This window comes from Actinomadura montaniterrae, from assembly GCF_008923365.1.
GTDB classification, from domain to species: domain Bacteria; phylum Actinomycetota; class Actinomycetes; order Streptosporangiales; family Streptosporangiaceae; genus Spirillospora; species Spirillospora montaniterrae.
In genome coordinates, this window is record NZ_WBMR01000014.1 from 35,440 (window position 1) to 58,687 (window position 23,248).

Here is a 23,248-nt window from a genome sequence, read left to right on the forward strand (position 1 = left end):
GCATGACATGGTTCGTGCGGCTCTGGAAGAACGGGGACGCCGCGCCCGCCGGCGGCCGGGTGTACGTCAGCATGAACGACTACCTGGTGCACCGGCTCCGCGACGTTCCCCGCGTGGCGAGGGCCGGGATGCGGTTCCGCCGCGCCTGGCCCGAGACGGAGGGGGCGCTCGGACTGTGGATCGCCGCGACGGGCGACGGGCGGCGGCAGATCTCCGTCTCGGTCTGGCGAGACCCGGCTGATCTGCGGCGTTTCGTCCACTCGGCGGGCCATCGGCAGGTGGTGCGCGACTTCCGCGACGCCGGAGACCTCATCAACACCGCCTGGACGGCCGAGCGACTCGACCGCCGGCTGATCTGGCACCAGGCCGAGGAGCGCCTCACCGGCCTGCTGTCCGACGTCCTCCACCATTAGACGGCTTCCGCGCGGCCGGCAGCGGAACCGGCACGGTCACATGGCCGCCACGCGCGGCCACGCCGCGGTCCCCACACGCGACGACGCTGCCGACCGCCCGCGCACACACTGAATCGGCGGTCACCATGAGAACCCACGGCCCGACCGAGGGCGAGAATCGAAACACCGCCGCACCGGACGGCGATGCGGGCGGCACAGCGCAGTACGCGTTGGACGGCTGTCGCGGCTGGTCTCCGGCGTCTCGGACCACGCGTCTCGGCCTATGCGTCTCGGACCCCGCGTCTCGGACCCCGCGTCTCGGACCCCGCGTCTCGGGCTGCGTGTCTCGGACCGCGTCGGGCGCAACCGCCTGACCATGCAAGCCACCCTCGAGGCGCTGGCGTCGGCCGCTGAGAACCTCCCGGGGAGGCGACCATGACCACGGTGCTGGTCCTGGGCGGCTACGGCGCGGTCGGCCGCCACCTCGTCGCGCGGCTACGGCAGGACGGCCACACCGCGCTCACAGCCGGCCGGGACGCCGTCCGCGCCGACCGTCCGGTCGACCTCGCCCAGCCTGACCTGCGCTCCTATCAGTCGTCGCTGGACGGAATCGACGTCGTGGTCAACGCGTCGGGCAAGGAGGAACCACGGCTGGCCGAACTCGCGACGGCGCGGGGCGCCGCGTTCGTCGACATCACGGCCACCGCCTCCTACGTCGCCGCGCTGGAACGACTCGACCCGCCGCGTCCGGTGCTCCTCAGCGTCGGGCTGGCTCCCGGCCTGACCAATCTGCTCGCCGCCGCCGTTCACCGCGCCTCGCCCGGCCCGATCGATGTGGCCGTCCTGCTCGGCGCCGGCGAACGGCACGGCCCGGCGGCCACCGACTGGACGTACCGGCTGCTCGGCGGTCGCTTTCATCACGACGGCACCGTGGTCCGCAATTTCACCCGACCCCGGCGGTTCGACCTGCCCGGCTACGGCCGCCGGCGGCTCTACCGGCTGGACTTCTCCGACCAGCACACCCTGACCCGCGACCTGAACGTCCGGACGCGCACCTACTTCGGCCTCGACTCCCGGACGGCGACCACGGCCCTGGCCGCCCTGACCTGGCTGCCGGGCGGCTCGCGTCTGCCCCGGGGCCTGCACGTTCCCGGCGGCGACGACTGGCTCCTCCTGGCTCAGGGGCATGACGGCACCACGCGCTGGGCCCGCGGGCGCAACCAGTCCCACGGTACGGCGATCATCGCGGCCGCGGCCGTCGGCCTGGTGACCGGCCTGCCGCCCGGGACGCACCATCTCCACGACGTCCTCGACCTCCACGACCTCCCTATGGGCCAGGGCATTGAACTCCACACGCCACCGCCCTCACCCTGAGGACGGCCCTCTGGGGACACGTTGAGAACGCCCTGCTCCTAGAGGGAGCACGTCGAGGACCGCCCCGTCCGTCAGACAGAGGCGTTGAGAACCACTTCGCCTTTCGCGCGCGAAGTCCGCGGGAAGTCAGCGGCGCAGGCCGTGCAGGAGGGCGAGGACGGCGGGCTCGGCGTCGGCGCGGGCGGACTCGGGGTCGTCGGCACCGGCGATGAGCAGACCAGCCTCGCCCAGTCCGGCGAGGACGACGTGGGCGAGCGCGCGGAGCGGGACGTCGTCGCGCAGCATCCCGGCCGCACGGCCCAGCTCCAGCCCCGCGATCACCACGCCGAGGGCGTACCGCTCGTCGATCTCCCGCCACTCGGCCCAGCCGAGCACCGACGGCGCCTCGATCAGGCCGATCCGGGCCCTGTCCGCTTCGACGCAGGACCGCAGGTAGCTCCGCACTCCGGTTTCGAGGGCGGCCATCGGGTCGGCGCCGCCCAGACCGTCCATCTCCGCGGAGATCTCCTCGATCAGCTCCTGCTGGAGCTGCTCGTACACGGCGCGGAACAGGTCCTTCTTGTCCTTGAAGTGGTGATACATGGCGCCCCGCGAGCTGCCGGCCCGCTCGACGATCTCCGGGGTGCCGACCGCCGCGTAGCCGCGCTCGGCGAACAGCGCGCGCGCCGCCGCGATCAGGTGGGCGCGGGTCGCTTCGGACTTCTCGGCCTGCCGGCTCATCGCTCGCCTCTCCAGGGGTCTGCCGGCCGCCCTTTAAAACAGGCAGCCTGTTTGTTATCTTCGCTTCCATACGCATTCTCTCGACAAGGGGCGTGGAGATGAGCGACGTGCAGGCCGCCACCCGGGCCGGGTGGCGCGACGCGGACCTGGGCACCCGGCGCGAGATCGAGGTGCCGGGAGGCCGGATCGCGGTGTTCGAGGCGGGCCAAGGCGAACCGGTGGTGTTCGTCCACGGTGTACTGGTCAACGCGAACCTCTGGCGCCGGGTCGTGGCACGGCTGTCGGACCGCTACCGCTGCGTGACGCTGGACCTGCCGTTCGGCGCACACACGGTGGCTTTGCCCGGCGCCGATCTCACCCCGCCGGCCCTGGCCGCCATGGTCGCCGGCGCGATCGAGGCCCTGGACCTTGGAGCGGTCACCCTGGTCGGCAACGACAGCGGCGGCGCCGTCTGCCAGATCGTCGCGACGACCCGTCCCGAACTGGTCGGCCGGCTCGTCCTCACCTCCTGCGACGCCTACGACACCTTCCCTCCGCGGTTCTTCGGCTATCTCAACCTCGCGGCACGCGTCCCCGGAGCGATCGGGACCCTGCTGAGCGCGCTCCGGTTCCTTCCCGCGATGCGCCGGCTGCCGATCGCCTTCGGATGGCTGACCCGCCGCCCGCTGCCGCGCCCGGTGACCGACTCCTACGTCCTGCCCGCCTGCGTGAACCACGGCGTCCGTGACGACCTGCGCCGGGTGCTGCGCGGCCTGGACCCGCGGCACACGCTCGCCGCCGCGAAACGGTTCGGGGCCTTCACCTCGCCGGTGCTCGTCGCCTGGTCCGAGCGGGACCGCTTCTTCACCGCCGCCCACGCCGAGCGGCTGGCCACCGACTTCCCGGACGCCCGCCTCGAATGGATCCCCGGGGCGCGCACCTTCTCGCCCGAGGACCAGCCCGCGCGCCTGGCCTCCGCGATCGCCGGGTTCGTCCCGCAGCGGGCGGCCCGGTGACCGGCAGGCCCCTGCCCGACCTGGACGGCGTCGAGCACCGGTTCGTCGACGTGAACGGCCTGCGCATGCACGTGGCCTTGGCCGGCCAGGGCGAACCGCTGGTCCTGCTGCACGGCTGGCCCCAGCACTGGTGGCAGTGGCGGCACCTCATCGGCCCGCTCGCCGAGCACCACCGGGTCATCTGCCCGGACCTGCGCGGCCTCGGCTGGACCGCCGCACCGCCGGACGGGTACAGCCCTGCCGCCATGGCCGACGACGTGATCGGCCTGCTCGACCGGCTCGGCGTACGGACCTTCGGCCTGATCGGGCATGACTGGGGCGGAGCCGCCGGATACGTCCTCGCCCTCCGGTATCCCGGACGGGTCAGGCGCTTCATCGCCATCAACACCGCGAACCCCTTCCTGCGGCCGACACCTCGGGTCTTGCTGAACGGGACGCGGTTGTGGCACATCGTCGCCAACGCCACCGGCCCTCGCCTGGCGGGGGCGGCGATCCCGCGCTGGGCGCTGCGCCACTGGCCGCACCGCCCCACCGCGCTGACCCCCGACGACCGGGCGGTCTTCCTGGCCCAGTTCCGCGACCCCGCACGGGTACGCGCCACCGTCCGCTACTACCGGAACCTGCTGCTGCGGGAGATCCCGTCGCTGCTGGCGGGCCGGTACCGGTGGGCGCGGCTGACCGTTCCGACGCTCGTGCTGTCAGGCGCCCGGGATCCCCTCCTCCCTCCGGGCCAGATGTGCGGCTTCGGCCGGCACGCCACCGACCTGCGCGTCGAACTCCTCGAGAACGTCGGTCACTTCCCAGCCGCCGAGAACCCCACCGAGGTCGCCCATCGAGCCCTCAAATTTTTCGCCGCGCACCCCCTTCCACCAGCCCCCGCCTAACCCCCAAGCCAGGTGACCCGCCTCGGGATAGGCCCAGGCTCCACCTGCCGACGCACACCGCCCTGCAGTTCCGCACCGCTGCGAAACCCTGGCTGCCGGGCCCCGCCCAACTCCGCCCGCCACCTCATCCTGACCAACCACGGGGGTCCGCGCTAAGCCTGCCGGGCGTGCGCCGCTTAGCGCAGTTACGCACTTCGCGTGCCAGTTCAGCGACCTGTCGCAGGGGCGCGGGCCCAGCCTGGCGTGCGTGCCCCTTTGTGCAGTTCCGCACTCCGCACGCCGGTTCCGTGACTCACTGCGGGAGGGGCGGGCTTGGTCTGACGGACGCGCGTCGCCGTGCGTTCCGCACTGCTGCGAAACCTTGGCTGCCGGGCCCCGCCCAACTCTGCGCGCCAGCTCATCGTGACCAGCCACGGGACGTGCCCGCCCTCGGCCTGCCGGATACGTGCCCCTTTGTGCAGTTGCGCACTGCTGCGGAACCCCTGCTGTCGGTCTCGCCTAACTCCGCGCGCCAGCTCATTCTGACCAGCCACGGGATGGGCCCGCGCTCAGCCTGGCGGGTGTGCGCCGCTTAGCGCAGTTGCGCACTTCGTGCGCTAGTTCAGCGACCTGCCGCGGGAGGGGCGCGGGCTCAGCCTGGTGTGCGCGCGTCGCTGTGCGTTCCGCACTGCTGCGGAACTCCGGCTATCGGGCCCCGCCCAACTCTGCGCGCCAGCTCATCGTGACCAGCCACGGGACGTGCCTGCGCTCGGCCTGCCGGGGGCGCGCCGCTTAGTGCAGTTGCGCACTTCGCGTGCCAGTTCAGCGAGTCGCTGCAGGGTGGGCGCGGGCTTGGTGTGGCGGGCCGCGCGTCGTTTGGTGCAGGCCGCGGACTGGAACTTCGGACGGCTCCGTGCAGCGAGCCTTGCGTCCCGGCCGCCGGGTAGTGCCGCGCGGCCGGGCTTGGGGAGTGTCGGGGGACCGCGGGGTGCCGGCGGGGCGGTGTTGGGGGCGGGCTTGGCGGCTTTGCGGGGCAGGGGCTGGTGGGGCAGGCCGGGGGCCTGCCCCACCGGGTCAGGTGGTGCGCTTCCAGAAGGGGCGGCGGGTCGGTGGCTGGGCGGGCTCGCCGGTGAACTCGCCGAGGGTCTGCAGTGTGCGGGACCAGAGGCCGTCGACCAGCTGTGCCTCGCTCGTGGGCGAGATGTGGATCAGGTCGTCGCGGAGTGCCTCCAGGGTGCGGAGTGGTTCGGTGCCGGGGGCGAGGAGCGGGCGCATGCGGTCGATGACCGACGTCAGGTCGGGCAGGACGTCCTGCAGCAGGCAGGTGATGCGGCGGGCCAGGTCGTCGGGGGTGTTGCGCATCGCCTCCAGTTGCTGTGCCAGTTCCCGCTTGAAGGCGCTGAGGTCGGACGTGGGGGGCGGCCCGCCGGGGGTGCTCCCGCGGCGAGCGCGCGGGGTGCGGGGCGGGTCCGTCAGCAGGAAGTCGGGCACGTCGAGATCGTCCGTCGGATCCGTGAAGTCCATGGGGCGGCTGCGCGCCGCCGAGGGAGCCGGCGGCTGGGACGAGAGCGGGGGCCTGGGGGGACCCGACGGAGCGCTCGGAGCCGGCGGGGCGAAGGTCGGGGGTGGGGGGCCGCCCGCGGGCTGGGCGGGAGGCGGGGCCATCAGCGGGCTCGCGGCTCCGTACGAGGGGGCGGGGGCGGCCCAGCCGTCCGGGACCTCGACCGGTTGGACGACCTGGTGCGGCGCGGACGAGTCGGTCACGACCCGGCTGTCGACGGCGACGAAGGCGGTGAAGCGGCACAGCACTCCGAACCGCAGCGAGGTCTCGACGATGCGCTGTTCGAGCTCCGGAGGTCCGCCGATGGTGTAGCGGTCCTCCAGGTCGCGGAGATGCGCGCGCGCCCAGATCGCCGTGGCGGCGGGATTCCGGGCGAGCGTGCCGGGCGCCTGCTGCCGCCAAGCGGTGCCGTCGGACGCGGTGCCCTGCACGGTGACGGATCCGGTGGGCGCGCCGCGGAAGCGGCCCGCGATCACGAGCGGCACCCCGGGGAAGAGGGCGCCGAGGCGGGCGGGGGCCACCGAATCGGGGACGATCTCCAGGCCCTCGGCCCGCAGGGAGAGGCCGGTGGCGACGGGCGCGCCGATGCGGTGGTGGATCTGGTCCATGGCCTCGTCGAGGCGGTCCTCGGACTCGACCAGCTCGCACCGGCCCTGGCCGATCGCGGCCAGCCGGTTCAGGAAGCCCGCGTTCACGGCGCGGTCGATGCCGACGGTGTGGACGCGCACGCCCTGCAGACGGGGCGCCAGGTGCGCGAGGATCTGGTCCTCGTTGCCGACCTGGCCGTCGGTGATGAGGACCACCACGCGGTCGCTCTCGGAGCCGGCGACCAGGCGGCAGGCCTCGTCGAGCGGGGTGAGCATCTCGGTGCCGCCGCGGGCGTCGAGCGCGGCGAGGTGCTCGACGGCGCGGAACCGGTTGCGGTCCGTGCCCGGGGCCAGGCCGGAGCCGAGGTCGCGGGGCCGCTCGACGACGGTGTCGAAGGACAGCACGGCGAACCGGTCCTCGTCGCGGAGCGTGTCGACGATCCGCGCGGCGGCGCGCCGGGCGGCGACCATCTTCCAGCCGTGCATGCTGCCGGAGCGGTCGAGGATGAGCACCACATCGCGCGGGCGCGGCCGGGCGTCTCCGGAGGGGAGGACCGTCAGGCTGAAGGTGCCCTCGTCGCCGTTCTCGTCCGGGACCAGCGACAGGGCCGCGCTCTCCTGCGGCGCGAAGCCCAGCCGCAGGATGAAGTCGCGGTCGAGGCGCTCGCCGGGACGGAGCCGGACCGTGGTGCGGTCGCCGTCGGTCTCCTCGGTCACCACGTGCAGGGCCGAGTGGATCTCGGTCAGCGGCAGGCCGGACGGGTCGATGTCGGCGCTGATCGCCAGCCGGACCGGGTTGGGGAACCCCGGCAGCAGCACGGGCGGGCTGATCCGGGACGCGTCCGGCACCGCCTCGGTGTCCTCGGCCACGCCGGCGCCCGCGGCCGCGTCGTCCAGTGGTGCCCCCGGGATGTAGCGGGGCGCGACGACGAGCGGGAAACGGAACGTCGCCGTCGAGGCCGACTCATGGGGCAGCGGCTGGGTGAGCGCGAGGCGGATCGTCACGCGTTCCCCCGGCAGGATGTTGCCCACCTGCATGGTGAACACGTCCGGCCGGTCCTCCTCGGCGAGGGCGGCGCGCTTCCCGGCCGCTATGGCGGCGCTGTAGTCCTGGCGGGCCTGGCCTCGTTCCTTCAGCGCCCCTTCGATGACCCGGTCGTCCGCCTCCATGCGCAGCGCGGTCACGGCGGCGCGGTCGGGGAGCGGGAAGATGTAGGTCGCCTCCAGGGGCACGTCGAACGGGTTGCGGAACCCCTGGACGACCTCGACGCCGGCAGCGAGACCGGTGATCGATGCGTGCACGTCGACGGAGTCGAGCGGGAGGTTGCCCCGATCGGTGGACAGTGCGCCGAGCCCGCCGTCCGGGTCCGTGGGCGCATCGGTCTCGGGCATGGGCAGTATGCGGACGGTCATTGCGGCCTCCGGGGAGGGTCGGCGGGCGTGCGGGCGGAGTCTGCGGGGGAGGCGATGAGCCCCCGTGCGGCCAGCTCGTCGAGCAGGGGCCGCGCGGCGGTCTCGATGGCGCGGAGGTCGTCGGCGCTGAGCGAGCCGGCCTCCAGGAGGAGGGTCAGGTCGGGGGCGAGGCGGACGCCCTGGACGACGGGCGGCACGGGACGGGGATAGTCCTCGGCCACGGCGGCGCGGCCGAAGGACACGTCGGGCCGGGCGTTCCAGAAGCGCGCCCTGGTGGGTGCTTCGCCGTCCGTCTGCTGTGCGCCGTCGGCGGGCGGTTCGGTCGCCGCCGTGTCGGCGTCCGCAGTGGACGTGTCGGTCTCCGAAGCCGATTCGGCGGTATCTGCTGGGGTCGGGGGCGGTGTCTCTTCTTCCGGATCCATTGCGCCGGAGGGGAGGGCGGCGATCCGTTCGAGGGCGGCGTCGGTCGCCGCGGCGAGTTCGAGTTGGATCTCGGCGATGGAGCGGCCCGCTGCCTGCCGCCGCTTGACCGCGACGAGCTGGAGGAGGTGGCGCGGGCCGTAGAGCGCGGTGCGGCCGCGCCTGCCCGCGGGCGGGTCGACCAGCCCGATGGTGGTGTACCAGCGGATCAGCCGTTCGTTGGGCAGGTCGCGGACCCGGCCGTTGACCTGCGAGGACTCGCCGGCGGCGAGCACCGCGACGGCGCGCTCGGCCAGCTCTCCGATCGTCCAGGCAACGTCCATGGCTCGATGATGACACTGTCACGATGACAGTGTCAAATCCGCTGGGCTGAGCGCCGGCCGCGGCGGCGGTCCCGGCCGGATGAGGTCGAAAGACCGGACGAATCCCCGCCAAAACCGCTAAATGCAACACTCGGGAAAAGCGTTAAAAAATGCGGAAGAACCAGCGCACGCCATTGGGTTCGATCTCTTGAAATGGCCAGTAAAGCCCTTCGGGAGGCTTTACCTTTTCCGGTATGAACGACCATCTCCTGGTCGAGGCGCTGCGCGAGCGCGACGCCGGTGCCCCGGCCGACATGTACGCGGCCTATGCCGACCGGCTCTACGCCTACTGCTGGTTCCAGTTGCGGGAGCGGGACGCCGCACAGGTCGCGCTGCGGGACGCGTTCGTCGTCGCCGAGGCGCACATCGGCAAGCTGCGCGATCCGGATCGGTTCGGGCCCTGGCTGTACGCGATCGCCCGGCTGGAGTGCGCCCGGCGGTCGCCGGTGCGGGAGCGTCCGCCCGATCTGCCGGTCGCCAGCCATGACCAGGAGGACGTCGATCAGCGGATCACCGCCTGGGAGGCCGTGGCGTCGCTCCGGGCCGGTTCGCGGGAGGCGCTCGAACTGCGGGTCCGGCACCAGATGTCCATTCCGGATCTGGCAGCCATTTTCGACGTCCCGCTCAAGGAGGCCGAGGCCATCCTGGAGCGCGCGCACGCCGACCTCGAAGCGGCCTTGACCGCGGACCTCCTCGTGAAGCAGGGCCCGTACGGCTGCACGGAACGTGCTCGACTCCTCCGGCAACGGCATGGTGACCTCACGGCGGAACTGAGCGAGCGGCTTTTGGCGCATGCCCAGGAGTGCGCCACGTGCGGTGCGTTCCGGCCGCGCAGCGTGTCGGCGGCCAAGGTGTACGGGCTCCTCCCGGACGCGGACCCACCTGACGAGTTGCGGCTCCGTGTGATGAGCTGCTTCCTGGATTCCGAGCTGGTCGGCTACCGGTTGTTCGTGGCCACCCGCGTCACCGAGTTCACGTCGGCCGGTTTCCCCGTACAGCCTGGGCAGCCCTCGGGACAGGTGCGCGCGCCTCGCCCCAGAGGGCGGTTCTCGATGCGAAGGCGGCGGGACGGCGAACGTGGTGTGTTACCGCCGGACGGGTTGGCCGCACAGGCCGCTCGTGCCTTCGCCGTCCTCGTGATCGTGGCGGTCCTGTTCGGTGGCGGGATCGCCGCCGTGCGCGGCTTCTTCAACCAGTCCGAAGACGTCGGACGGGCCGGCAGCCAGGGAGGACCGCGCCCCAGCGCGATTCCCGGTGTCTCGCATAGTCCCTTGCCCGACGGCCATTCATCGGGCGACGGCCGCAGTGGCGTCGTCGACGTCGCGCCGGTGTCGGCCACCTTTCCCCTGGGCTCCTTAGGCTCCTCTGCGCCGCCTACTGCTCTGTATCCGTCGCCGCCTGCGCCACCGCCGGCGGGCGCACTTCCCTCGCCGACGAACCCGGTAGGCGCCCTCGTGGTGTCCCCGCTGTACCTGGACATGGCCGGAGGGTCGGACGGCTCTGTGGAGTTGCAGGCGCTGGGAGGGCCCGTGTCGTGGAGCGCCAAGACCTGGGGCGCGCTCCGGTTGAGCAGCTCTTCGGGGCGGCTGGAGGCCGGCCAGACCGTGACCGTCGCCGTGCACGCGTCCCGCCAATCGCGCGCGCGAGGCGAAGGCGGCATCACGTTCCAACCGGGCGGAACCCAGGTGTGCGTCACTTGGCGTGCCGATACTCCAGGCACGCCGGGGGGCGGTTCGGGTCCCACTCCAACGCCGACCGGGCCCGGTACCGGCACACCGTCCACTCCGCCTGAGACGAACCGGCCCGGCGAACCGCCCACGTCGTCCGCCCCGGAGCCGCCTACATCGTCGGCGCCGCCCGCATCGGACCCGCCGCCGTCCGATCCGCCCGCGTCGTCGGATCCGCCTCCGTCCGGTGGGCGACCGGATCCGCCGTCGTCGGGCCCGCCCGCCTCTTCATCGGCGCCGGGCTCGCCCATCGCATCGGACGGAAGTGCGACGCCCGCATGACGGACGTTCCGATTGTTGCCCGTCTCAACTACTCTTCGTAGGTGATCATTTGCGCTAAGTAAAACACGCCAGGGGGAGGACGTGTTCATGGGGCCGAGCGCAGCAGAGCATCGCCGTCGCGGGCCGGTGTCCTCCGCCAGGAACGCGACCCTTCGCCTGATCGTGTTCTCCGCCGGCCTGGCGGTCGGCATGAGCTGGCTGGTTCCGCCGGTGTCGGCCCGTACCGCGCCCCGTGCCGCGGGCAAGCCGGTCCCGAGCGCGCACGACGTCGAGAAGAGCCGGCAGCTGGTAAAGGACCGTGCGGCCGACATCGGCCGGACGAAGGCCGAGCTCGCCCAGGCGGACGGGGAGCTGGACGGGCTGAACGCGGCGGCCGAGGCGGCGGTGGAACGCTACAACGGCGAGCGCCTCAAGCTGGAACGGTCCCAGCAGAACTACCGCGACATGCAGCAACGGCTTGCCGAGGCGACCCGCAGGGTGGAGGAGGCCCAGGACGAGCTGGCGGCGTTCGCCGCGCGCGTGTACCAGGACAACACCGGCTACGACCGGGTCTCCTCCGCGATCTCCGGCCGGGGCGGCCCTCAGGGCTTCATGGACCGGGCCGGGATGGTCGAGGTCCTGGCCGGGCAGCGGACCGCGATGGTCCGCCGGGTCGAGGCGTCCAAGACCGTGGCGGACGTGTTCCGCAGGCAGGCCCAGGCCGCGCTCCAGGACCAGACGGCCGCGACCAAGAGCGCCGAAGACGCCAAGGGGCGGGCGCAGGCGGCGGTCGCCGCTCAGCAGGCCTCGATCCATCGGATCGCCGACCGGAAACGCGCGCTGGAGAAGCGGCTGGGCGAGGCCCAAGCGCGCGCGGACCGGCTCGCGCGCGAGAGGGAACGGGCACTCGAAGCACGTGCGGCCCGCAAGGCCCGTGCCGGCCTGAAGACGGCGAACGTCGCCAGACGCGGCGCGGTCGTGGCCAGGGCGGCGCTCGAATGGCTCGGCACGCCCTACTCCTGGGGCGGAGGCACGTCCGAAGGCCCGAGCCTGGGAGTCGACCAGGGAGCGGGCACTGTCGGCTTCGACTGCTCGGGCCTGTCCATGTACGCGTGGAGCAAGGCGGGCGTGCTGCTCGACCACTGGACCGGCACGCAATGGACGTCCGGGCCGCACGTCCCCGTCGACAGGCTCCGTCCCGGAGATCTGGTGTTCTTCGCCACCGACACCTCGAACCCGGACACCATCCACCATGTGGGCGTCTACATCGGCGGCGGCCGCATGGTGGAGGCGCCCTACACGGGCGCGCGCGTACGGATCTCCAGCATCCGCCGCAGCGATCTGATCGGGGCCACCCGTCCTGCGGGCTGAGCGCCGCGCCGCACGGGGAAGCGAGAACCCTTCCGCACGGTCTCCCGTACGGAAGGGTTCATGCCCGAGCCCTTACGCGTGCACGGCGGGGAGCGGACCTACGCCGTTACGGGGCCTCCGGCCCAGCCCTGCGACAGACCAGGTGCCAGAGTGGCTCAGTGACCGCCCTTTTCGGCCTCGCGCTTGCGGGACCGCTCGATCTCGGCCTCGGCCTCGACGCGCCCCACCCAGCTGGCGCCCTCGACGGACTTACCGGGCTCCAGGTCCTTGTAGACCTCGAAGAAGTGCTGGATCTCCAGCCGGTCGAACTCGGGGACGTGGTGGATGTCGCGCAGGTGCTCCATGCGCGGGTCCGTCGCGGGGACGCACAGGACCTTGTCGTCACCACCGGCCTCGTCGGTCATCCGGAACATCCCCACCGCGCGGCAGCGGATGAGGCACCCGGGGAACGTCGGCTCCTGGAGCAGTACCAGCGCGTCCAGAGGGTCGCCGTCCTCGCCCAGCGTGTTCTCGATGAACCCGTAGTCGGCCGGGTACTGCGTCGAGGTGAAGAGCATGCGGTCGAGCCGGATGCGGCCGGTCTCGTGGTCCACCTCGTACTTGTTCCGCTGGCCCTTCGGGATCTCAATGGTGACGTCGAAATCCAAGATGTCCTCCGCTCCCTGCGCGGTCGCAGTGAATAGTCTTTCGGGGGTCTGTGCGGGCGAGGCCGACCCCCACGGGGGTGAGTTCCCTTATATAAGGATGTCGCACGTTGGTGAGTGCTGAGTGGGAGAGGGGCGGTCACGTGCCTGCACGCGGTCGGGCCCTTGCCGTACTGTCGCTGTCCCTCCTTAACGTTTTCGTCGTCGCCGCCGGGCTGGCAGTGGCGAAACTCACACCGGACCGGCACCTGTCCCCGCAGCCCCCGGGCGTTGCGGCACGCGAACTGATGCACGCGTCGGCCCGAATCCCCGCCGCCGACCCCGCCGGGGGGCGCGCGCCGAACCCCCAAGCGCTGGCCGGTCGGCTGGCGGCGCTCATAGGCGGCCCCAAGGCGAAGATCAACGCCGTGGTCGTGGACGCGGAGACCGGCCGGACGCTGTTCGCGCAGCGCGGGGACCAGCCCGCCACGCCGGCCTCCACGACCAAGCTGGCGACCACCGTCGCCGCCCTGGCCACAGTCGGCCCGTCGCACCGGATCACCACTCAGGTCGTGCGCGGCACCGGCGGCGGGATCGTCCTGGTCGGAGGCGGGGATCCTACCCTGACGGCCCTGCCCGCGCGCGCGGACGAGGGTCACCCGCCGTACGCATCGCTGCTGGACCTCGCGAAGCAGACCGCCACCGCGCTCAAGGCGTCAGGCGTGACGCGGGTACGCGTGGACTACGACGCGTCGGCGTACCAGGGGCCGCGCACGGCGGCCGGGTGGAAGCCGAACTATCTGCCTGAAGGCGAGCTGGCGCCTGTCACCGCCTTGACCGTCGACGAGGGACGCGTCTCCCCGGCCGATCCGACGAAGCGCGCGCGGGTCTCGGATCCGCCGTCCGCAGCCGCGAGCATCTTCGCGAGCCTCCTGACAAGGAACGGTGTGGCGGCCAAGGCGGGGCACAGGACCGTCGCCCAGAAGAGTGCGGCGCGCCTGGGCGCGGTGCAGTCTCCGCCGCTGTCCGCCCTGATCGAGCATCTGCTGACCGAGAGCGACAACGACGTGGCGGAGGCCGTGGCGCGGCAGGTGGCCATGAAGCTCGGGCGTCCGGCGACGTTCGTGGACGCGGCGCAGGCCGTGCGGCAGACCCTCGCGAAGCTCGGCGTCACGCAGGGCGTGTCGGTGAACGACGGCAGCGGCCTGTCGCCGCGGAACCGCATCACGCCGCTCGCGCTGGCCCGCATCATCGCCCTCGCGGCGAACCCCGAGCACCCGCAGCTGCGTTCGGTCATCACCGGCCTGCCCATAGCGGGATTCTCGGGCACCTTGAAGCCGCCGCGCTACACGTTCCCCACCAGCCAGGCCGGTGCGGGCGTGGTGCGGGCCAAGACGGGGACACTGGCCGGCGTCAGCACGCTGGCCGGGCTCACCTACGACAGCGACGGGCGGCTGCTGACGTTCGCGTTCATGGCGGGGGACGGGAAGGGGCCGGTGGATCCGGGCAAGCTCGACCAGCTCGCCTCCGCCGTCGCCACCTGCGGCTGCTGAGGCGCGAACGGCGGCGGGCGCTGATCGTCGCCGCGGGCGGCCATAGATCGTCGGCACCCGCGGGTGCTCGACGGTGTGTGGGCGGGGCCGTACGGGAGATAACCAGAACGGTTGTTCGTTGAACGATCGTGCAGGGGCGCTCCGGCGCCGTGTCCGAAAAGTACGGTGGAGCACATGAGCGCCTCAATGATCGACTGGAACGTCGCCGTCCAGGCGGGGACCCGTCTGGTGCGTCCGGGACCGCAGGTCAGCCACGAGGAGGCCCGCGCGGTCGTGGCGGAGCTGCGCGAGCTGTCGAGGGACGCGCACGGGCACGTGCGGGACTTCACCGGCATGGCCTCCGAGGTCGATCCGGCTCCGGCGACGATCGTGGACCGTCCCGGCTGGATCCGCGCCAACGTGGACGGCTTCCGGGTGGTGCTGGAGCCGCTCATGGAGCAGATGTCCGAGCGCCGCAGCCCGAGCCCGCTGGGCGGCGCCGGCAATGTCGTCGTGCAGGCGGTCGGTTCGCGGGTGACCGGAATGCAGGTGGGCGCGATCCTCGCCTACATGGCCAGCCGTGTGCTGGGCCAGTACGAGCTGTTCCTGCCGCCGGACCCGTCCGGGCAGGCGCCGACCGGACGCCTCACCCTCGTGGCGCCCAACATCGTCCATGTGGAGCAGGAGCTCGGCGTCCACACGCGGGACTTCCGGCTGTGGGTGTGCCTTCACGAGGAGACGCACCGCGCCCAGTTCACCGGCGTCCCGTGGCTGCGCGAGTACGTGCAGGACCAGATGACCCAGTTCCTGCTGGCGTCCGATCTGGACCCCGGCGTGATGCTGGACCGGATCCGCGACGCGGCCGAGGCCGTGGCCGACGCCATGCGCGGCGGCGACGCCAACCTCATCGACGCGATCCAGACCCCGGAGCAGCGCAAGATCCTCGACCGGCTCACCGCGGTGATGACGCTGGTGGAGGGGCACGGCGACTACGTCATGGACGCGGTCGGCCCGGAGGTCGTGCCCTCCGTGGAGCAGATCCGCTCCCGTTTCCAGGGACGCCGGGACGGCGGCTCCAAGCTGGACAAGACGATCCGCCGCCTGCTGGGCATCGACCTCAAGATGAAGCAGTACGCGGAGGGCTCGCGGTTCGTGCGCCGGGTCGTCGCGGAGGCCGGCATGAGCGGGTTCAACCAGGTCTGGCAGTCCCCGGAGACCTTGCCCACGCATGACGAGATCAAGGAGCCGGCCCTGTGGATGGACCGGGTCGTCGGCCCGCGCGCCATCGACGTGGCCCCGCCGGAGGCCAGCGAGGCGTGACGCCATTGCGGGACGTGCACGGCGTCTAGCGCCGGCAGAGGGCCGGCATCGCTTCCGCGTGCGGCACCGTCCGGTGGTAGACGTTTCCCATGGGGCCTGATCCGGCGGTGGCGGCCGTGCGGCTGGCAGTGCGGCGCGTACTGGCCGATCTGCCTGCCGGTTCTATGACGCTCGTGGCGTGCAGCGGCGGCGCCGATTCCCTCGCGCTCGCAGGAGCCCTCGCCTTTGAGGCGCCCAGGGCGGGGCTCCAAGCCGGCGGCATCACTATCGACCACGGCCTGCAGGACGGGTCGAGCGCGCGCGCGGACGCGGTCGTCTGGACCCTCGCAGACCTAGGGTTGGACCCAGCCGGGTCGATCGCGGTCACCGTGGACGGTGAGGGCGGCACGGAGAACGCCGCCCGCAACGCCCGCTACGCGGCGTTGGACCGTGCCGCTGGCCGGCTCGGCGCGGCAGCGGTCCTCCTGGGCCACACTCGCGACGACCAGGCGGAGACTGTCCTGCTCGGGCTGGCGCGCGGTTCCGGGGCCCGCTCCTTGGCAGGGATGCCCACGACCCTCAGGCGCCCGACCGGTCAGGGTGAGGTGCTGTACCTCCGCCCTCTGCTGGAGCTGGATCGGGCGACCATGCGCCGAGCCTGCCTTGCGATGGGGCTGGAGCCCTGGGACGACCCGCACAACGACGACCCCGCCTACACGCGCGTGCGCGTACGGCACCGAGCCCTGCCGGTCCTGGAGGAGACGCTCGGGCCGGGCGTGGCCGAAGCGCTGGCGCGAACGGCCCGGATACTGCGCGACGACGCCGACGCCCTTGACGCGCTCGCCGCGCGCGCTTATGACGACCTCCTCGACGAGGTGCCCGACGGCTTCGTCGAAGGCGGCCGCACCGTAGCGCTCCGCGTGGACGGCCTCGCAGAACTGCACAGAGCCCTTCGTACGCGCGTCTTGCGGATGGCAGCGGTCAAAGCGGGCAGCCCACCAGGTACGCTCGCGGCCGTCCATGTCGATGCAATGGATCGGCTGGTCACGGCCTGGCACGGCCAGCGGCACGTCGACCTGCCCGGGGGTCTTCGAGCGTTCCGGCGGTATGGGAGGCTGCTGTTCGGCCCGGTTTGACGCCACGTCGTGTGCGATCCGTCACACAGCGTGCTTTGTCATCGGCGAGCCCGTCATCCGGCGTGCCCGCCGCGCAAGGCGTCCGTCCCGCGCGGGCGGGCGAAGTCACAACGATGAGGGTGGGGTTGTGGACGAGAAGGACCTGGGCAACGACCTGGCGAAGGTGCTGATCCCCGAGGCCGACCTGCAGGCGAAGGTGCGCGAGCTTGCCGGGCAGATCGACGCCGACTACGCGGGCAAGGACCTGCTCCTCGTCGGTGTCCTCAAGGGCGCCGTCATGATCATGGCGGATCTCGCGCGCGCGCTGCACTCGCCGGCGTCGATGGACTGGATGGCCGTCTCGTCCTACGGGTCGGGCACCAAGTCGTCGGGCGTCGTCCGCATCCTCAAGGACCTGGACACCGACATCCTCGACCGCCACGTGCTCATCGTGGAGGACATCGTCGACTCGGGCCTGACCCTGTCGTGGCTGGTCAGCAACCTGCGATCGCGCGGCCCGGCGTCCCTGGAGATCTGCGCGCTGCTGCGCAAGCCCGAGGCGGTGAAGACCGACCTCGACGTCAGGTACATCGGGTTCGACATCCCCAACGAGTTCGTCATCGGGTACGGGCTCGACTACGCGGAGAAGTACCGGAACCTCCCCTTCGTGGGGACTCTGGCGCCGCACGTGTACGGCGGCGAGGGCTCCTGAGGCCCGCCCGCGCCCGGCCAAGGGGAGCCTCTGGGGAACCCCCAGGGAACAAGGGGCCGTGACGGATCGTTGCAAAGGTCGTTGACGGGTATATGAAGAGGATCAGGAGATCGGCGCTGGCTGCGTCTCCTGTGCCCTGCGGTGTACCGTCACTATCCCGGGCCCTCGGGTCAGGGAGCCACGTGAGGGAGACCGCCTCGGTGGGTCCGGAGCCCCGGGCGACGGGCCTTTGTTGGTCGCAGTGGCGTCCGCCCCCCGGGACGGGCGAGGATCGCACACAGACGTTGGTCAGGAGGGACGGGCCCCGGTAGGGGTAACCGGATAAATGGACGTGAAGCGCTATTTTCGCGGGCCGCTGCTGTGGATCCTGCTGTTCGGCCTCTTGGTCGCCCTTGTGATGTGGGGCGTCAACCCCGGCCGTTCGTTCGAGAAGACCGACACCTCCAAGGTGGTCCAGGAGATCGACGCGGGCCAGGTGGAGTCCGCCAAGATCGTCGACAAGGACCAGCGGATCGAGGTCACGCTCAAGAACGGCAAGCAGCAGCAGGCCTCCTGGGTCGACGGCCAGGGCCTGCAGTTGCAGAACCAGTTGCAGAAGCAGGCCGACGCGGGCAAGCTGCCCGGCGGCTACAACGTTGATGTCCCCAAGCAGAGCTTCTTCCTGAACCTGCTGTTCAGCCTGCTGCCCATCGTGGTCATCGTGCTGATCTTCCTGTTCATCATGAACCAGATGCAGGGCGGCGGCTCGCGGGTGATGAACTTCGGCAAGTCCAAGGCCAAGCTCATCACCAAGGACACCCCCAAGACCACCTTCGCCGACGTGGCCGGGGCCGACGAGGCCCTGGAGGAGCTGGAAGAGATCAAGGACTTCCTGCAGAACCCGGCGAAGTTCCAGTCGATCGGCGCGAAGATCCCCAAGGGCGTGCTGCTGTACGGCCCGCCCGGCACCGGTAAGACGCTCCTCGCGCGCGCGGTGGCCGGTGAGGCGGGCGTGCCGTTCTACTCGATCTCCGGCTCCGACTTCGTCGAGATGTTCGTCGGCGTCGGCGCCTCGCGCGTGCGCGACCTGTTCGAGCAGGCCAAGACCAACGCCCCCTCGATCATCTTCATCGACGAGATCGACGCCGTCGGCCGGCACCGCGGCGCGGGCCTCGGCGGCGGCCACGACGAGCGCGAGCAGACGCTGAACCAGCTGCTCGTCGAGATGGACGGCTTCGACGTCAAGGGCGGCGTGATCCTCATCGCGGCGACCAACCGTCCCGACATCCTGGACCCGGCGCTGCTGCGTCCCGGCCGGTTCGACCGCCAGGTCACCGTGGACCGCCCCGACCTGGAGGGCCGCAAGGGCATCCTGCGGGTGCACGGCCGCGGCAAGCCGTTCGCCCCGGACGTCGACCTGGACGTCATCGCGCGCCGCACCCCGGGCTTCACCGGCGCGGACCTCGCGAACGTGATCAACGAGGCGGCGCTGCTGACCGCGCGCTTCGACCGCAAGCTCATCGACATGGACACCCTCGAGGAGTCCATCGACCGCGTCATGGCCGGGCCGGAGCGCAAGACCCGGGTGATGTCGGAGAAGGAAAAGAAGATCATTGCCTACCACGAGGGCGGGCACGCGCTGGTGGCGCACGCGCTGCCGAACTCCGACCCCGTGCACAAGGTGACGATCCTCCCGCGCGGGCGCGCGCTGGGCTACACCATGACCCTGCCGATGGAGGACAAGTTCCTCACCACGCGCTCGGAGATGACCGACCAGCTGGCCATGCTGCTGGGCGGGCGCACCGCGGAGGAACTGGTCTTCCACGAGCCGACCACGGGCGCGGCCAACGACATCGAGAAGGCCAGCTCCATCGCCCGCAACATGGTGACCGAGTACGGCATGAGCGAGCGCCTCGGCGCCCGCAAGTTCGGCACCGGGCAGGGCGAGGTCTTCCTGGGCCGCGACATGGGCCACGAGCGGGACTACTCCGAGGACATCGCGTCCGCGATCGACGACGAGGTGCGGCGCTACATCGAGTCCGCGCACGACACCGCGTGGGAGATCCTCGTGGAGTACCGGGACGTCCTGGACGACCTGGTGGTCAACCTCATGGAGAAGGAGACCCTCTCCAAGGAGCAGGTGCTGCAGATCTTCGCTCCGATCCAGAAGCGGCCGCACCAGAACTCCTACACCGGCTATGGCAAGCGCCTCCCGTCGGACCGTCCGCCGGTGCTCACGCCCAAGGAACTGGCTCTGCTGGGCCCGCAGGACGTGACCGACCTGACCAAGAACAACGGCCAGGGCGGCGGCGTCACCTCCGAGTCCGCCGACCCGGCCCCGGGCGAAAGCTGACCGCCTTGGCCATTCCGTACGACGAAGAGCCGGTGCAGGAGGACCCTCCGGGGTTCGACCACGCGCGGATCGAGAAGGCGGTGCGCGAGATCCTGTTCGCGATCGGGGAGGACCCCGAGCGCGACGGGCTCCGCGACACCCCGGCGCGGGTCGCGCGCGCGTACGCCGAGCAGTTCGCCGGCCTGCGCCAGCGGCCCGAGGACGCGCTCACGACGGTGTTCGACGCCGACCATGAGGAAATGGTCCTGGTGAAGGACATCGAGGTGTACAGCGTGTGCGAGCACCACCTGGTGCCGTTCCACGGGGTGGCGCACGTCGGGTACACGCCCAACAAGAAGGGGCAGATCACCGGGCTGTCGAAGCTGGCCCGGCTGGTCGACGTGTACGCGCGGCGCCCCCAGGTGCAGGAGCGGCTGACCAGCCAGGTGGCGGACGCGCTGATGAGCGTGCTGGAGCCGCGCGGCGCGATCGTGGTGATCGAGGCCGAGCACCTGTGCATGACCATGCGGGGGGTGCGCAAGCCGGGCGCCAAGACGGTGACCTCGGCGGTGCGCGGGGACTTCCGCGATCATGCGGAGACCCGGGGCGAGGCGATGAGCTTGATCCTGGGCCGCTCCTGACCCTCGGCCGCATCCCGATTCCCCGAAACGTCCGAACGGGCCTCAGCGTCGAGCTGAGGCCCGTTCAGCATGTGATGGGTGTGCGGCGACGGACGGCCGGGACGCGAGGGCCGAGTCGCGGGCCGGGCCGTCGGCCGCCGCGTCGGGCGAGCGAGGCGGATGCGCGCCCGCGGCTCCTAGAGGCCGCTTAGGGCGGCGCTCTGAAGGGGTGCGGGCAAGGCATAGGCTGGGCCATATGACCAGTGCCGCCGTTCCGGGGCTGCCCCAGCCGGGGCGATGCCTCGTCATGGGCGTGGTCAACGTGACCCCGGACTCGTTCTCCGACGGGGGAAGCTGGTTCGACCCGGAGAAGGCCGTCCGGCACGGCCTGGACCTCGTCGCCGAGGGCGCCGACATCGTCGACGTGGGCGGTGAGTCCACGCGCCCAGGGGCGCAGCGGGTGTCGCTGGACGAGGAACTCCGCCGCGTGGTGCCCGTCATCAAGGCGCTCACGGAGGAGAACGTCCCGGTCAGTGTCGACACCATGCGCGCGGAGGTGGCGGAAGCAGCCGTCGCCGTGGGCGCCCGGCTGGTGAACGACGTGAGCGGCGGCCTGGCCGACCCGGACATGCCCCGTGTGGTGGCCGCGGCCAAGGTCCCCTATGTGGTGATGCACTGGCGCGGCCACAGCCACGACATGCAGACCCGTTCCGTCTACGCCGACGTTGTCCGCGAGGTGCGCGAGGAACTGCTGCACCGCGTCGATGCGGTCCTGGGCGAGGGCGTCGATCCGTCCATGGTCGTCCTCGACCCGGGACTGGGGTTCGCCAAGAGCCCGACCGCCGGGCACAACTGGGCCCTGCTGGCCCATCTGGACGAGTTCATCGGCACGGGCTACCCGCTTCTGGTGGGCGCGTCCCGCAAGAGCTTCTTCACGACCCTGCTGGCCGAGCCGGACGGGACGCGCCGCCCGTTCGCCGAGTGCGATGACGCCACCGTCGCCGTCACGGCCCTCGCCGCGACCGCCGGTGCGTGGTGCGTGCGCGTGCACCGGGTACGTCCGAACGTGGACGCCGTACGCGTGGCGGCCGCGATCGAGGCCGCCCGTCCCATGCACCCCGGGAGCGACCAGCGATGACCCGTGCAGTGAACCGCGCCGACCTGGAAGAGGTCCACGCCGAGTTCTACGCCGCCTTCGAAGCGGGGGACTTCGACCGCATGTCCGACGTGTGGGCCGAGGGCCCCTACGCGGCGGGCGTGTCCTGCGTCCATCCCGGCTGGACGATGCTGCGCGGGCGCGAGGAGGTCCTCCGCTCGTGGGCGCTCATCATGGCCAACACCACCTACATCCAGTTCGTGCTGACCGATGTTGAAACGGACGTCTACGGCGACCACGCTGTGGTCACGTGCAAGGAGAACGTCCTCACGGCCGACGACGAGTCGGAGGCCGGTTTCCTCGCGGGCGGAAGCATCGTGGCCACGAAACTGTTCGTACGCGTCGACGGGCAGTGGCGGCTCCTGCTGCACCACGGCTCGCCCGTCCTCAACCCCGCGGATGCAGAGGAAGAATGAGCCTGGACCGCATAGAACTGCGCGGCCTGCGGGCCCGGGGAAGGCACGGCGCGCTGCCGGCCGAGCGCGAGCTCGGGCAGGAGTTCGTGGTCGACGCGTCGCTCGGCCTCGACACCCGCCCCGCGGCGGAGACCGACGACCTGTCCCGTACCGTCGACTACGGCACGCTGGCCGGCAAGCTGGTCGCGGCCGTCGAGGGAGAGCCCGTCGATCTGATCGAAACGCTGGCCGACCGGCTCGCGAAGATATGTCTGGAGGACCCGGCGGTGGTGGAGGCCGAGGTCACCGTCCACAAGCCGAGCGCCCCGGTGCCGCATCCCTTCACGGACGTCGCCGTGAAGATCAGGAGGAGTCGCCCATGACAGCGTCAGACCGCATGCCCGACCGCACCGCGACCGGCGGCCACATGCTGGTCGAGCACCGTGTCGTGTTCTCGCTCGGCAGCAACCTCGGCGACCGGCTGGACAACCTCCAGGAGGCGGTCGACGCGCTGTTCGACGCCCCCGGCCTGGAGTTCGTGGCGTGCTCCCCGGTCTACGAGACGGCCCCGTACGCGCCCCCCGAGGAGACCATCCCCGAGCAGGGCGACTACCTCAACATCGTGGTGGTGGCCGACACGAGGCTCCCACCGGAGAACCTGCTCGAACGCGTGCTCAACATCGAGAACTCCCTGCGCCGCGTCCGGGAGGTCCGCTGGGGGCCGCGCACGCTCGACATCGACATCGTGGTGTTCGGGGACATCTCGTCCAACGACCCCGATCTGACGCTCCCGCATCCGCGCGCGCACGAGCGGGCGTTCGTGCTCGTGCCGTGGGCCGACATCGAGCCTGACGTGCTCCTGCCGGGACACGGCCGTGTCGGCGACCTCGCCGAGGCCAAGCAGGCGGAAGGGGGCCCGTCGGCCGTCCGCCGCCGGAACGACCTGACCCTGCAGCAGCCTGCATGAGACCGTCCCGCCCGCTGTTCCTCGTCGCCCTCGTGATCGTCGTGGCAGTGATCACCTGGGCGGTGTTGCGTTCCGCGTACGTCTCGCTGCCGCCGCTTCCGTGGACGGCGGTGCCGACGCTGCTGCTGCTGGCGCTCGGCGAGGCCTTCACCGGCTACAACCTGCTGCGCCGGATCCGCCGCAAGCCGAACACCAAACCGGTGGAGCCGCTCGCGGTCGCGCGTATGGCGGCCCTGGGAAAGGCCAGCGCGCACACGGCCGCTGTCATCGCCGGTGTCTTCGGCGGGTTCGCCGCCAGCCTGGCGGACTCGCTGGACAAGTCGACGCCGCGCCACGACTTCTTCGTCAGCGTGGGCACGTTCCTTGCGGCCATCGTGCTCGTCGGTGCGGCGTTCTTCCTGGAGTACGCGTGCCGTGTGCCCAAGGACCCCGACGAGGAGGAGCGCAACAGGAACGCCTCCAGGGCCTGAGC

The 23,248-nt window shown here is 71.6% G+C and carries 21 protein-coding genes; 17 read left to right on the forward strand and 4 right to left on the reverse strand.

Annotation, left to right across the window (positions count from 1 at the left end; all coding sequences use genetic code 11):
• Positions 1–2: 2 nt before the first annotated feature.
• On the forward strand, positions 3–413 hold the full coding sequence (locus F9B16_RS07725) for a DUF3291 domain-containing protein (protein ID WP_151539288.1): 411 nt from the start codon (positions 3–5) through the stop codon (positions 411–413).
• A gap of 414 nt (positions 414–827) precedes the next feature.
• Positions 828–1,766, forward strand: coding sequence for an NAD-dependent epimerase/dehydratase family protein (locus tag F9B16_RS07730; RefSeq protein ID WP_151539289.1), 939 nt, complete (start codon positions 828–830; stop codon positions 1,764–1,766).
• A gap of 126 nt (positions 1,767–1,892) precedes the next feature.
• Here the strand turns inward: F9B16_RS07730 and F9B16_RS07735 are convergent, their stop codons facing one another.
• Entirely contained in the window at positions 1,893–2,486 is a 594-nt protein-coding gene (locus tag F9B16_RS07735) for a TetR/AcrR family transcriptional regulator (protein ID WP_151539290.1), read from the reverse strand.
• 98 nt (positions 2,487–2,584) lie between these two features.
• Here F9B16_RS07735 and F9B16_RS07740 point away from each other — a divergent pair, with 98 nt between their 5' ends.
• Both F9B16_RS07740 and F9B16_RS07745 read left to right on the forward strand, forming a co-directional pair.
• Positions 2,585–3,481: an alpha/beta fold hydrolase gene (locus F9B16_RS07740; RefSeq protein ID WP_151539291.1), complete on the forward strand. Its 897-nt coding sequence runs from the start codon at positions 2,585–2,587 to the stop codon at positions 3,479–3,481.
• Positions 3,478–4,365 carry an alpha/beta fold hydrolase gene (locus tag F9B16_RS07745; RefSeq protein ID WP_151539292.1) on the forward strand — a complete coding sequence of 296 codons (888 nt, stop codon included), beginning with the start codon at positions 3,478–3,480 and terminating at the stop codon, positions 4,363–4,365. Before F9B16_RS07740 ends, F9B16_RS07745 begins: the two co-directional genes overlap by 4 nt.
• Before the next feature lie 1,053 nt (positions 4,366–5,418).
• On the opposite strand, the gene F9B16_RS07750 is transcribed toward F9B16_RS07745, so the two are convergent.
• On the reverse strand, positions 5,419–7,884 hold the full coding sequence (locus tag F9B16_RS07750) for a VIT domain-containing protein (RefSeq protein WP_225991450.1): 2,466 nt from the start codon (positions 7,882–7,884) through the stop codon (positions 5,419–5,421).
• Positions 7,885–7,901: 17 nt separating this feature from the next.
• Complete coding sequence (locus F9B16_RS07755) at positions 7,902–8,648, reverse strand: MerR family transcriptional regulator (protein ID WP_151539294.1); 747 nt, start codon at positions 8,646–8,648, stop codon at positions 7,902–7,904.
• 233 nt (positions 8,649–8,881) lie between these two features.
• On the opposite strand from F9B16_RS07755, the gene F9B16_RS07760 reads away from it, so the two are divergent.
• Positions 8,882–10,696, forward strand: coding sequence for an RNA polymerase sigma factor (locus tag F9B16_RS07760; RefSeq protein ID WP_151539295.1), 1,815 nt, complete (start codon positions 8,882–8,884; stop codon positions 10,694–10,696).
• A gap of 189 nt (positions 10,697–10,885) precedes the next feature.
• Entirely contained in the window at positions 10,886–12,046 is a 1,161-nt protein-coding gene (locus F9B16_RS07765) for an NlpC/P60 family protein (protein WP_225991451.1), read from the forward strand.
• Positions 12,047–12,201: 155 nt separating this feature from the next.
• Here F9B16_RS07765 and F9B16_RS07770 read toward each other — a convergent pair whose 3' ends face one another.
• A complete protein-coding gene (locus F9B16_RS07770; protein WP_151539297.1) occupies positions 12,202–12,693 on the reverse strand; it encodes an inorganic diphosphatase in 492 nt (163 codons plus the stop codon).
• A 140-nt stretch (positions 12,694–12,833) separates the two neighbouring features.
• Between F9B16_RS07770 and dacB the strand changes: the two genes are divergently transcribed.
• The 11 genes from dacB to F9B16_RS07825 all read left to right on the forward strand — a co-directional run bounded on the left by dacB (position 12,834) and on the right by F9B16_RS07825 (position 23,246).
• Entirely contained in the window at positions 12,834–14,222 is a 1,389-nt protein-coding gene (gene dacB, locus F9B16_RS07775; RefSeq protein WP_225991452.1) for a D-alanyl-D-alanine carboxypeptidase/D-alanyl-D-alanine endopeptidase, read from the forward strand.
• A 186-nt stretch (positions 14,223–14,408) separates the two neighbouring features.
• The gene (locus tag F9B16_RS07780; protein WP_151539338.1) at positions 14,409–15,521 is read left to right on the forward strand and encodes a zinc-dependent metalloprotease; all 1,113 of its coding nucleotides are present in this window, start codon (positions 14,409–14,411) and stop codon (positions 15,519–15,521) included.
• Positions 15,522–15,610: 89 nt separating this feature from the next.
• Complete coding sequence (gene tilS / locus F9B16_RS07785) at positions 15,611–16,636, forward strand: tRNA lysidine(34) synthetase TilS (protein ID WP_151539298.1); 1,026 nt, start codon at positions 15,611–15,613, stop codon at positions 16,634–16,636.
• Positions 16,637–16,763: 127 nt separating this feature from the next.
• A complete protein-coding gene (hpt, locus tag F9B16_RS07790; protein ID WP_151539299.1) occupies positions 16,764–17,327 on the forward strand; it encodes a hypoxanthine phosphoribosyltransferase in 564 nt (187 codons plus the stop codon).
• A 325-nt stretch (positions 17,328–17,652) separates the two neighbouring features.
• The gene (gene ftsH, locus F9B16_RS07795) at positions 17,653–19,659 is read left to right on the forward strand and encodes an ATP-dependent zinc metalloprotease FtsH (RefSeq protein ID WP_151539300.1); all 2,007 of its coding nucleotides are present in this window, start codon (positions 17,653–17,655) and stop codon (positions 19,657–19,659) included.
• Positions 19,660–19,664: 5 nt separating this feature from the next.
• Entirely contained in the window at positions 19,665–20,279 is a 615-nt protein-coding gene (gene folE, locus F9B16_RS07800; RefSeq protein WP_151539301.1) for a GTP cyclohydrolase I FolE, read from the forward strand.
• A 235-nt stretch (positions 20,280–20,514) separates the two neighbouring features.
• Positions 20,515–21,396, forward strand: a complete 882-nt coding sequence (gene folP / locus F9B16_RS07805; RefSeq protein ID WP_151539302.1) for a dihydropteroate synthase — start codon at positions 20,515–20,517, stop codon at positions 21,394–21,396.
• Positions 21,393–21,830: a nuclear transport factor 2 family protein gene (locus tag F9B16_RS07810; RefSeq protein WP_151539303.1), complete on the forward strand. Its 438-nt coding sequence runs from the start codon at positions 21,393–21,395 to the stop codon at positions 21,828–21,830. The genes folP and F9B16_RS07810 overlap by 4 nt, the downstream gene beginning before the upstream one ends.
• Entirely contained in the window at positions 21,827–22,192 is a 366-nt protein-coding gene (folB, locus tag F9B16_RS07815; RefSeq protein ID WP_192808657.1) for a dihydroneopterin aldolase, read from the forward strand. Before F9B16_RS07810 ends, folB begins: the two co-directional genes overlap by 4 nt.
• Positions 22,189–22,776, forward strand: coding sequence for a 2-amino-4-hydroxy-6-hydroxymethyldihydropteridine diphosphokinase (folK, locus tag F9B16_RS07820; protein WP_151539304.1), 588 nt, complete (start codon positions 22,189–22,191; stop codon positions 22,774–22,776). Before folB ends, folK begins: the two co-directional genes overlap by 4 nt.
• A complete protein-coding gene (locus F9B16_RS07825; RefSeq protein ID WP_151539305.1) occupies positions 22,773–23,246 on the forward strand; it encodes a DUF3180 domain-containing protein in 474 nt (157 codons plus the stop codon). Before folK ends, F9B16_RS07825 begins: the two co-directional genes overlap by 4 nt.
• The last annotated feature ends 2 nt before the right edge of the window (positions 23,247–23,248 follow it).

Bases quoted from the DNA above. Each gene is read 5' to 3' on its own strand.
- F9B16_RS07725 (WP_151539288.1), top strand. From the start codon at position 3: ATGACATGGTTCGTGCGGCTCTGGAAGAACGGGGACGCCGCGCCCGCC.
- F9B16_RS07730 (WP_151539289.1), top strand. From the start codon at position 828: ATGACCACGGTGCTGGTCCTGGGCGGCTACGGCGCGGTCGGCCGCCAC.
- F9B16_RS07735 (WP_151539290.1), bottom strand. From the start codon at position 2,486: ATGAGCCGGCAGGCCGAGAAGTCCGAAGCGACCCGCGCCCACCTGATC.
- F9B16_RS07740 (WP_151539291.1), top strand. From the start codon at position 2,585: ATGAGCGACGTGCAGGCCGCCACCCGGGCCGGGTGGCGCGACGCGGAC.
- F9B16_RS07750 (WP_225991450.1), bottom strand. From the start codon at position 7,884: ATGCCCGAGACCGATGCGCCCACGGACCCGGACGGCGGGCTCGGCGCA.
- F9B16_RS07755 (WP_151539294.1), bottom strand. From the start codon at position 8,648: ATGGACGTTGCCTGGACGATCGGAGAGCTGGCCGAGCGCGCCGTCGCG.
- F9B16_RS07760 (WP_151539295.1), top strand. From the start codon at position 8,882: ATGAACGACCATCTCCTGGTCGAGGCGCTGCGCGAGCGCGACGCCGGT.
- F9B16_RS07765 (WP_225991451.1), top strand. From the start codon at position 10,886: ATGAGCTGGCTGGTTCCGCCGGTGTCGGCCCGTACCGCGCCCCGTGCC.
- F9B16_RS07780 (WP_151539338.1), top strand. From the start codon at position 14,409: ATGATCGACTGGAACGTCGCCGTCCAGGCGGGGACCCGTCTGGTGCGT.
- tilS (WP_151539298.1), top strand. From the start codon at position 15,611: ATGGGGCCTGATCCGGCGGTGGCGGCCGTGCGGCTGGCAGTGCGGCGC.
- ftsH (WP_151539300.1), top strand. From the start codon at position 17,653: ATGGACGTGAAGCGCTATTTTCGCGGGCCGCTGCTGTGGATCCTGCTG.
- folP (WP_151539302.1), top strand. From the start codon at position 20,515: ATGACCAGTGCCGCCGTTCCGGGGCTGCCCCAGCCGGGGCGATGCCTC.
- F9B16_RS07810 (WP_151539303.1), top strand. From the start codon at position 21,393: ATGACCCGTGCAGTGAACCGCGCCGACCTGGAAGAGGTCCACGCCGAG.
- folB (WP_192808657.1), top strand. From the start codon at position 21,827: ATGAGCCTGGACCGCATAGAACTGCGCGGCCTGCGGGCCCGGGGAAGG.
- folK (WP_151539304.1), top strand. From the start codon at position 22,189: ATGACAGCGTCAGACCGCATGCCCGACCGCACCGCGACCGGCGGCCAC.
- F9B16_RS07825 (WP_151539305.1), top strand. From the start codon at position 22,773: ATGAGACCGTCCCGCCCGCTGTTCCTCGTCGCCCTCGTGATCGTCGTG.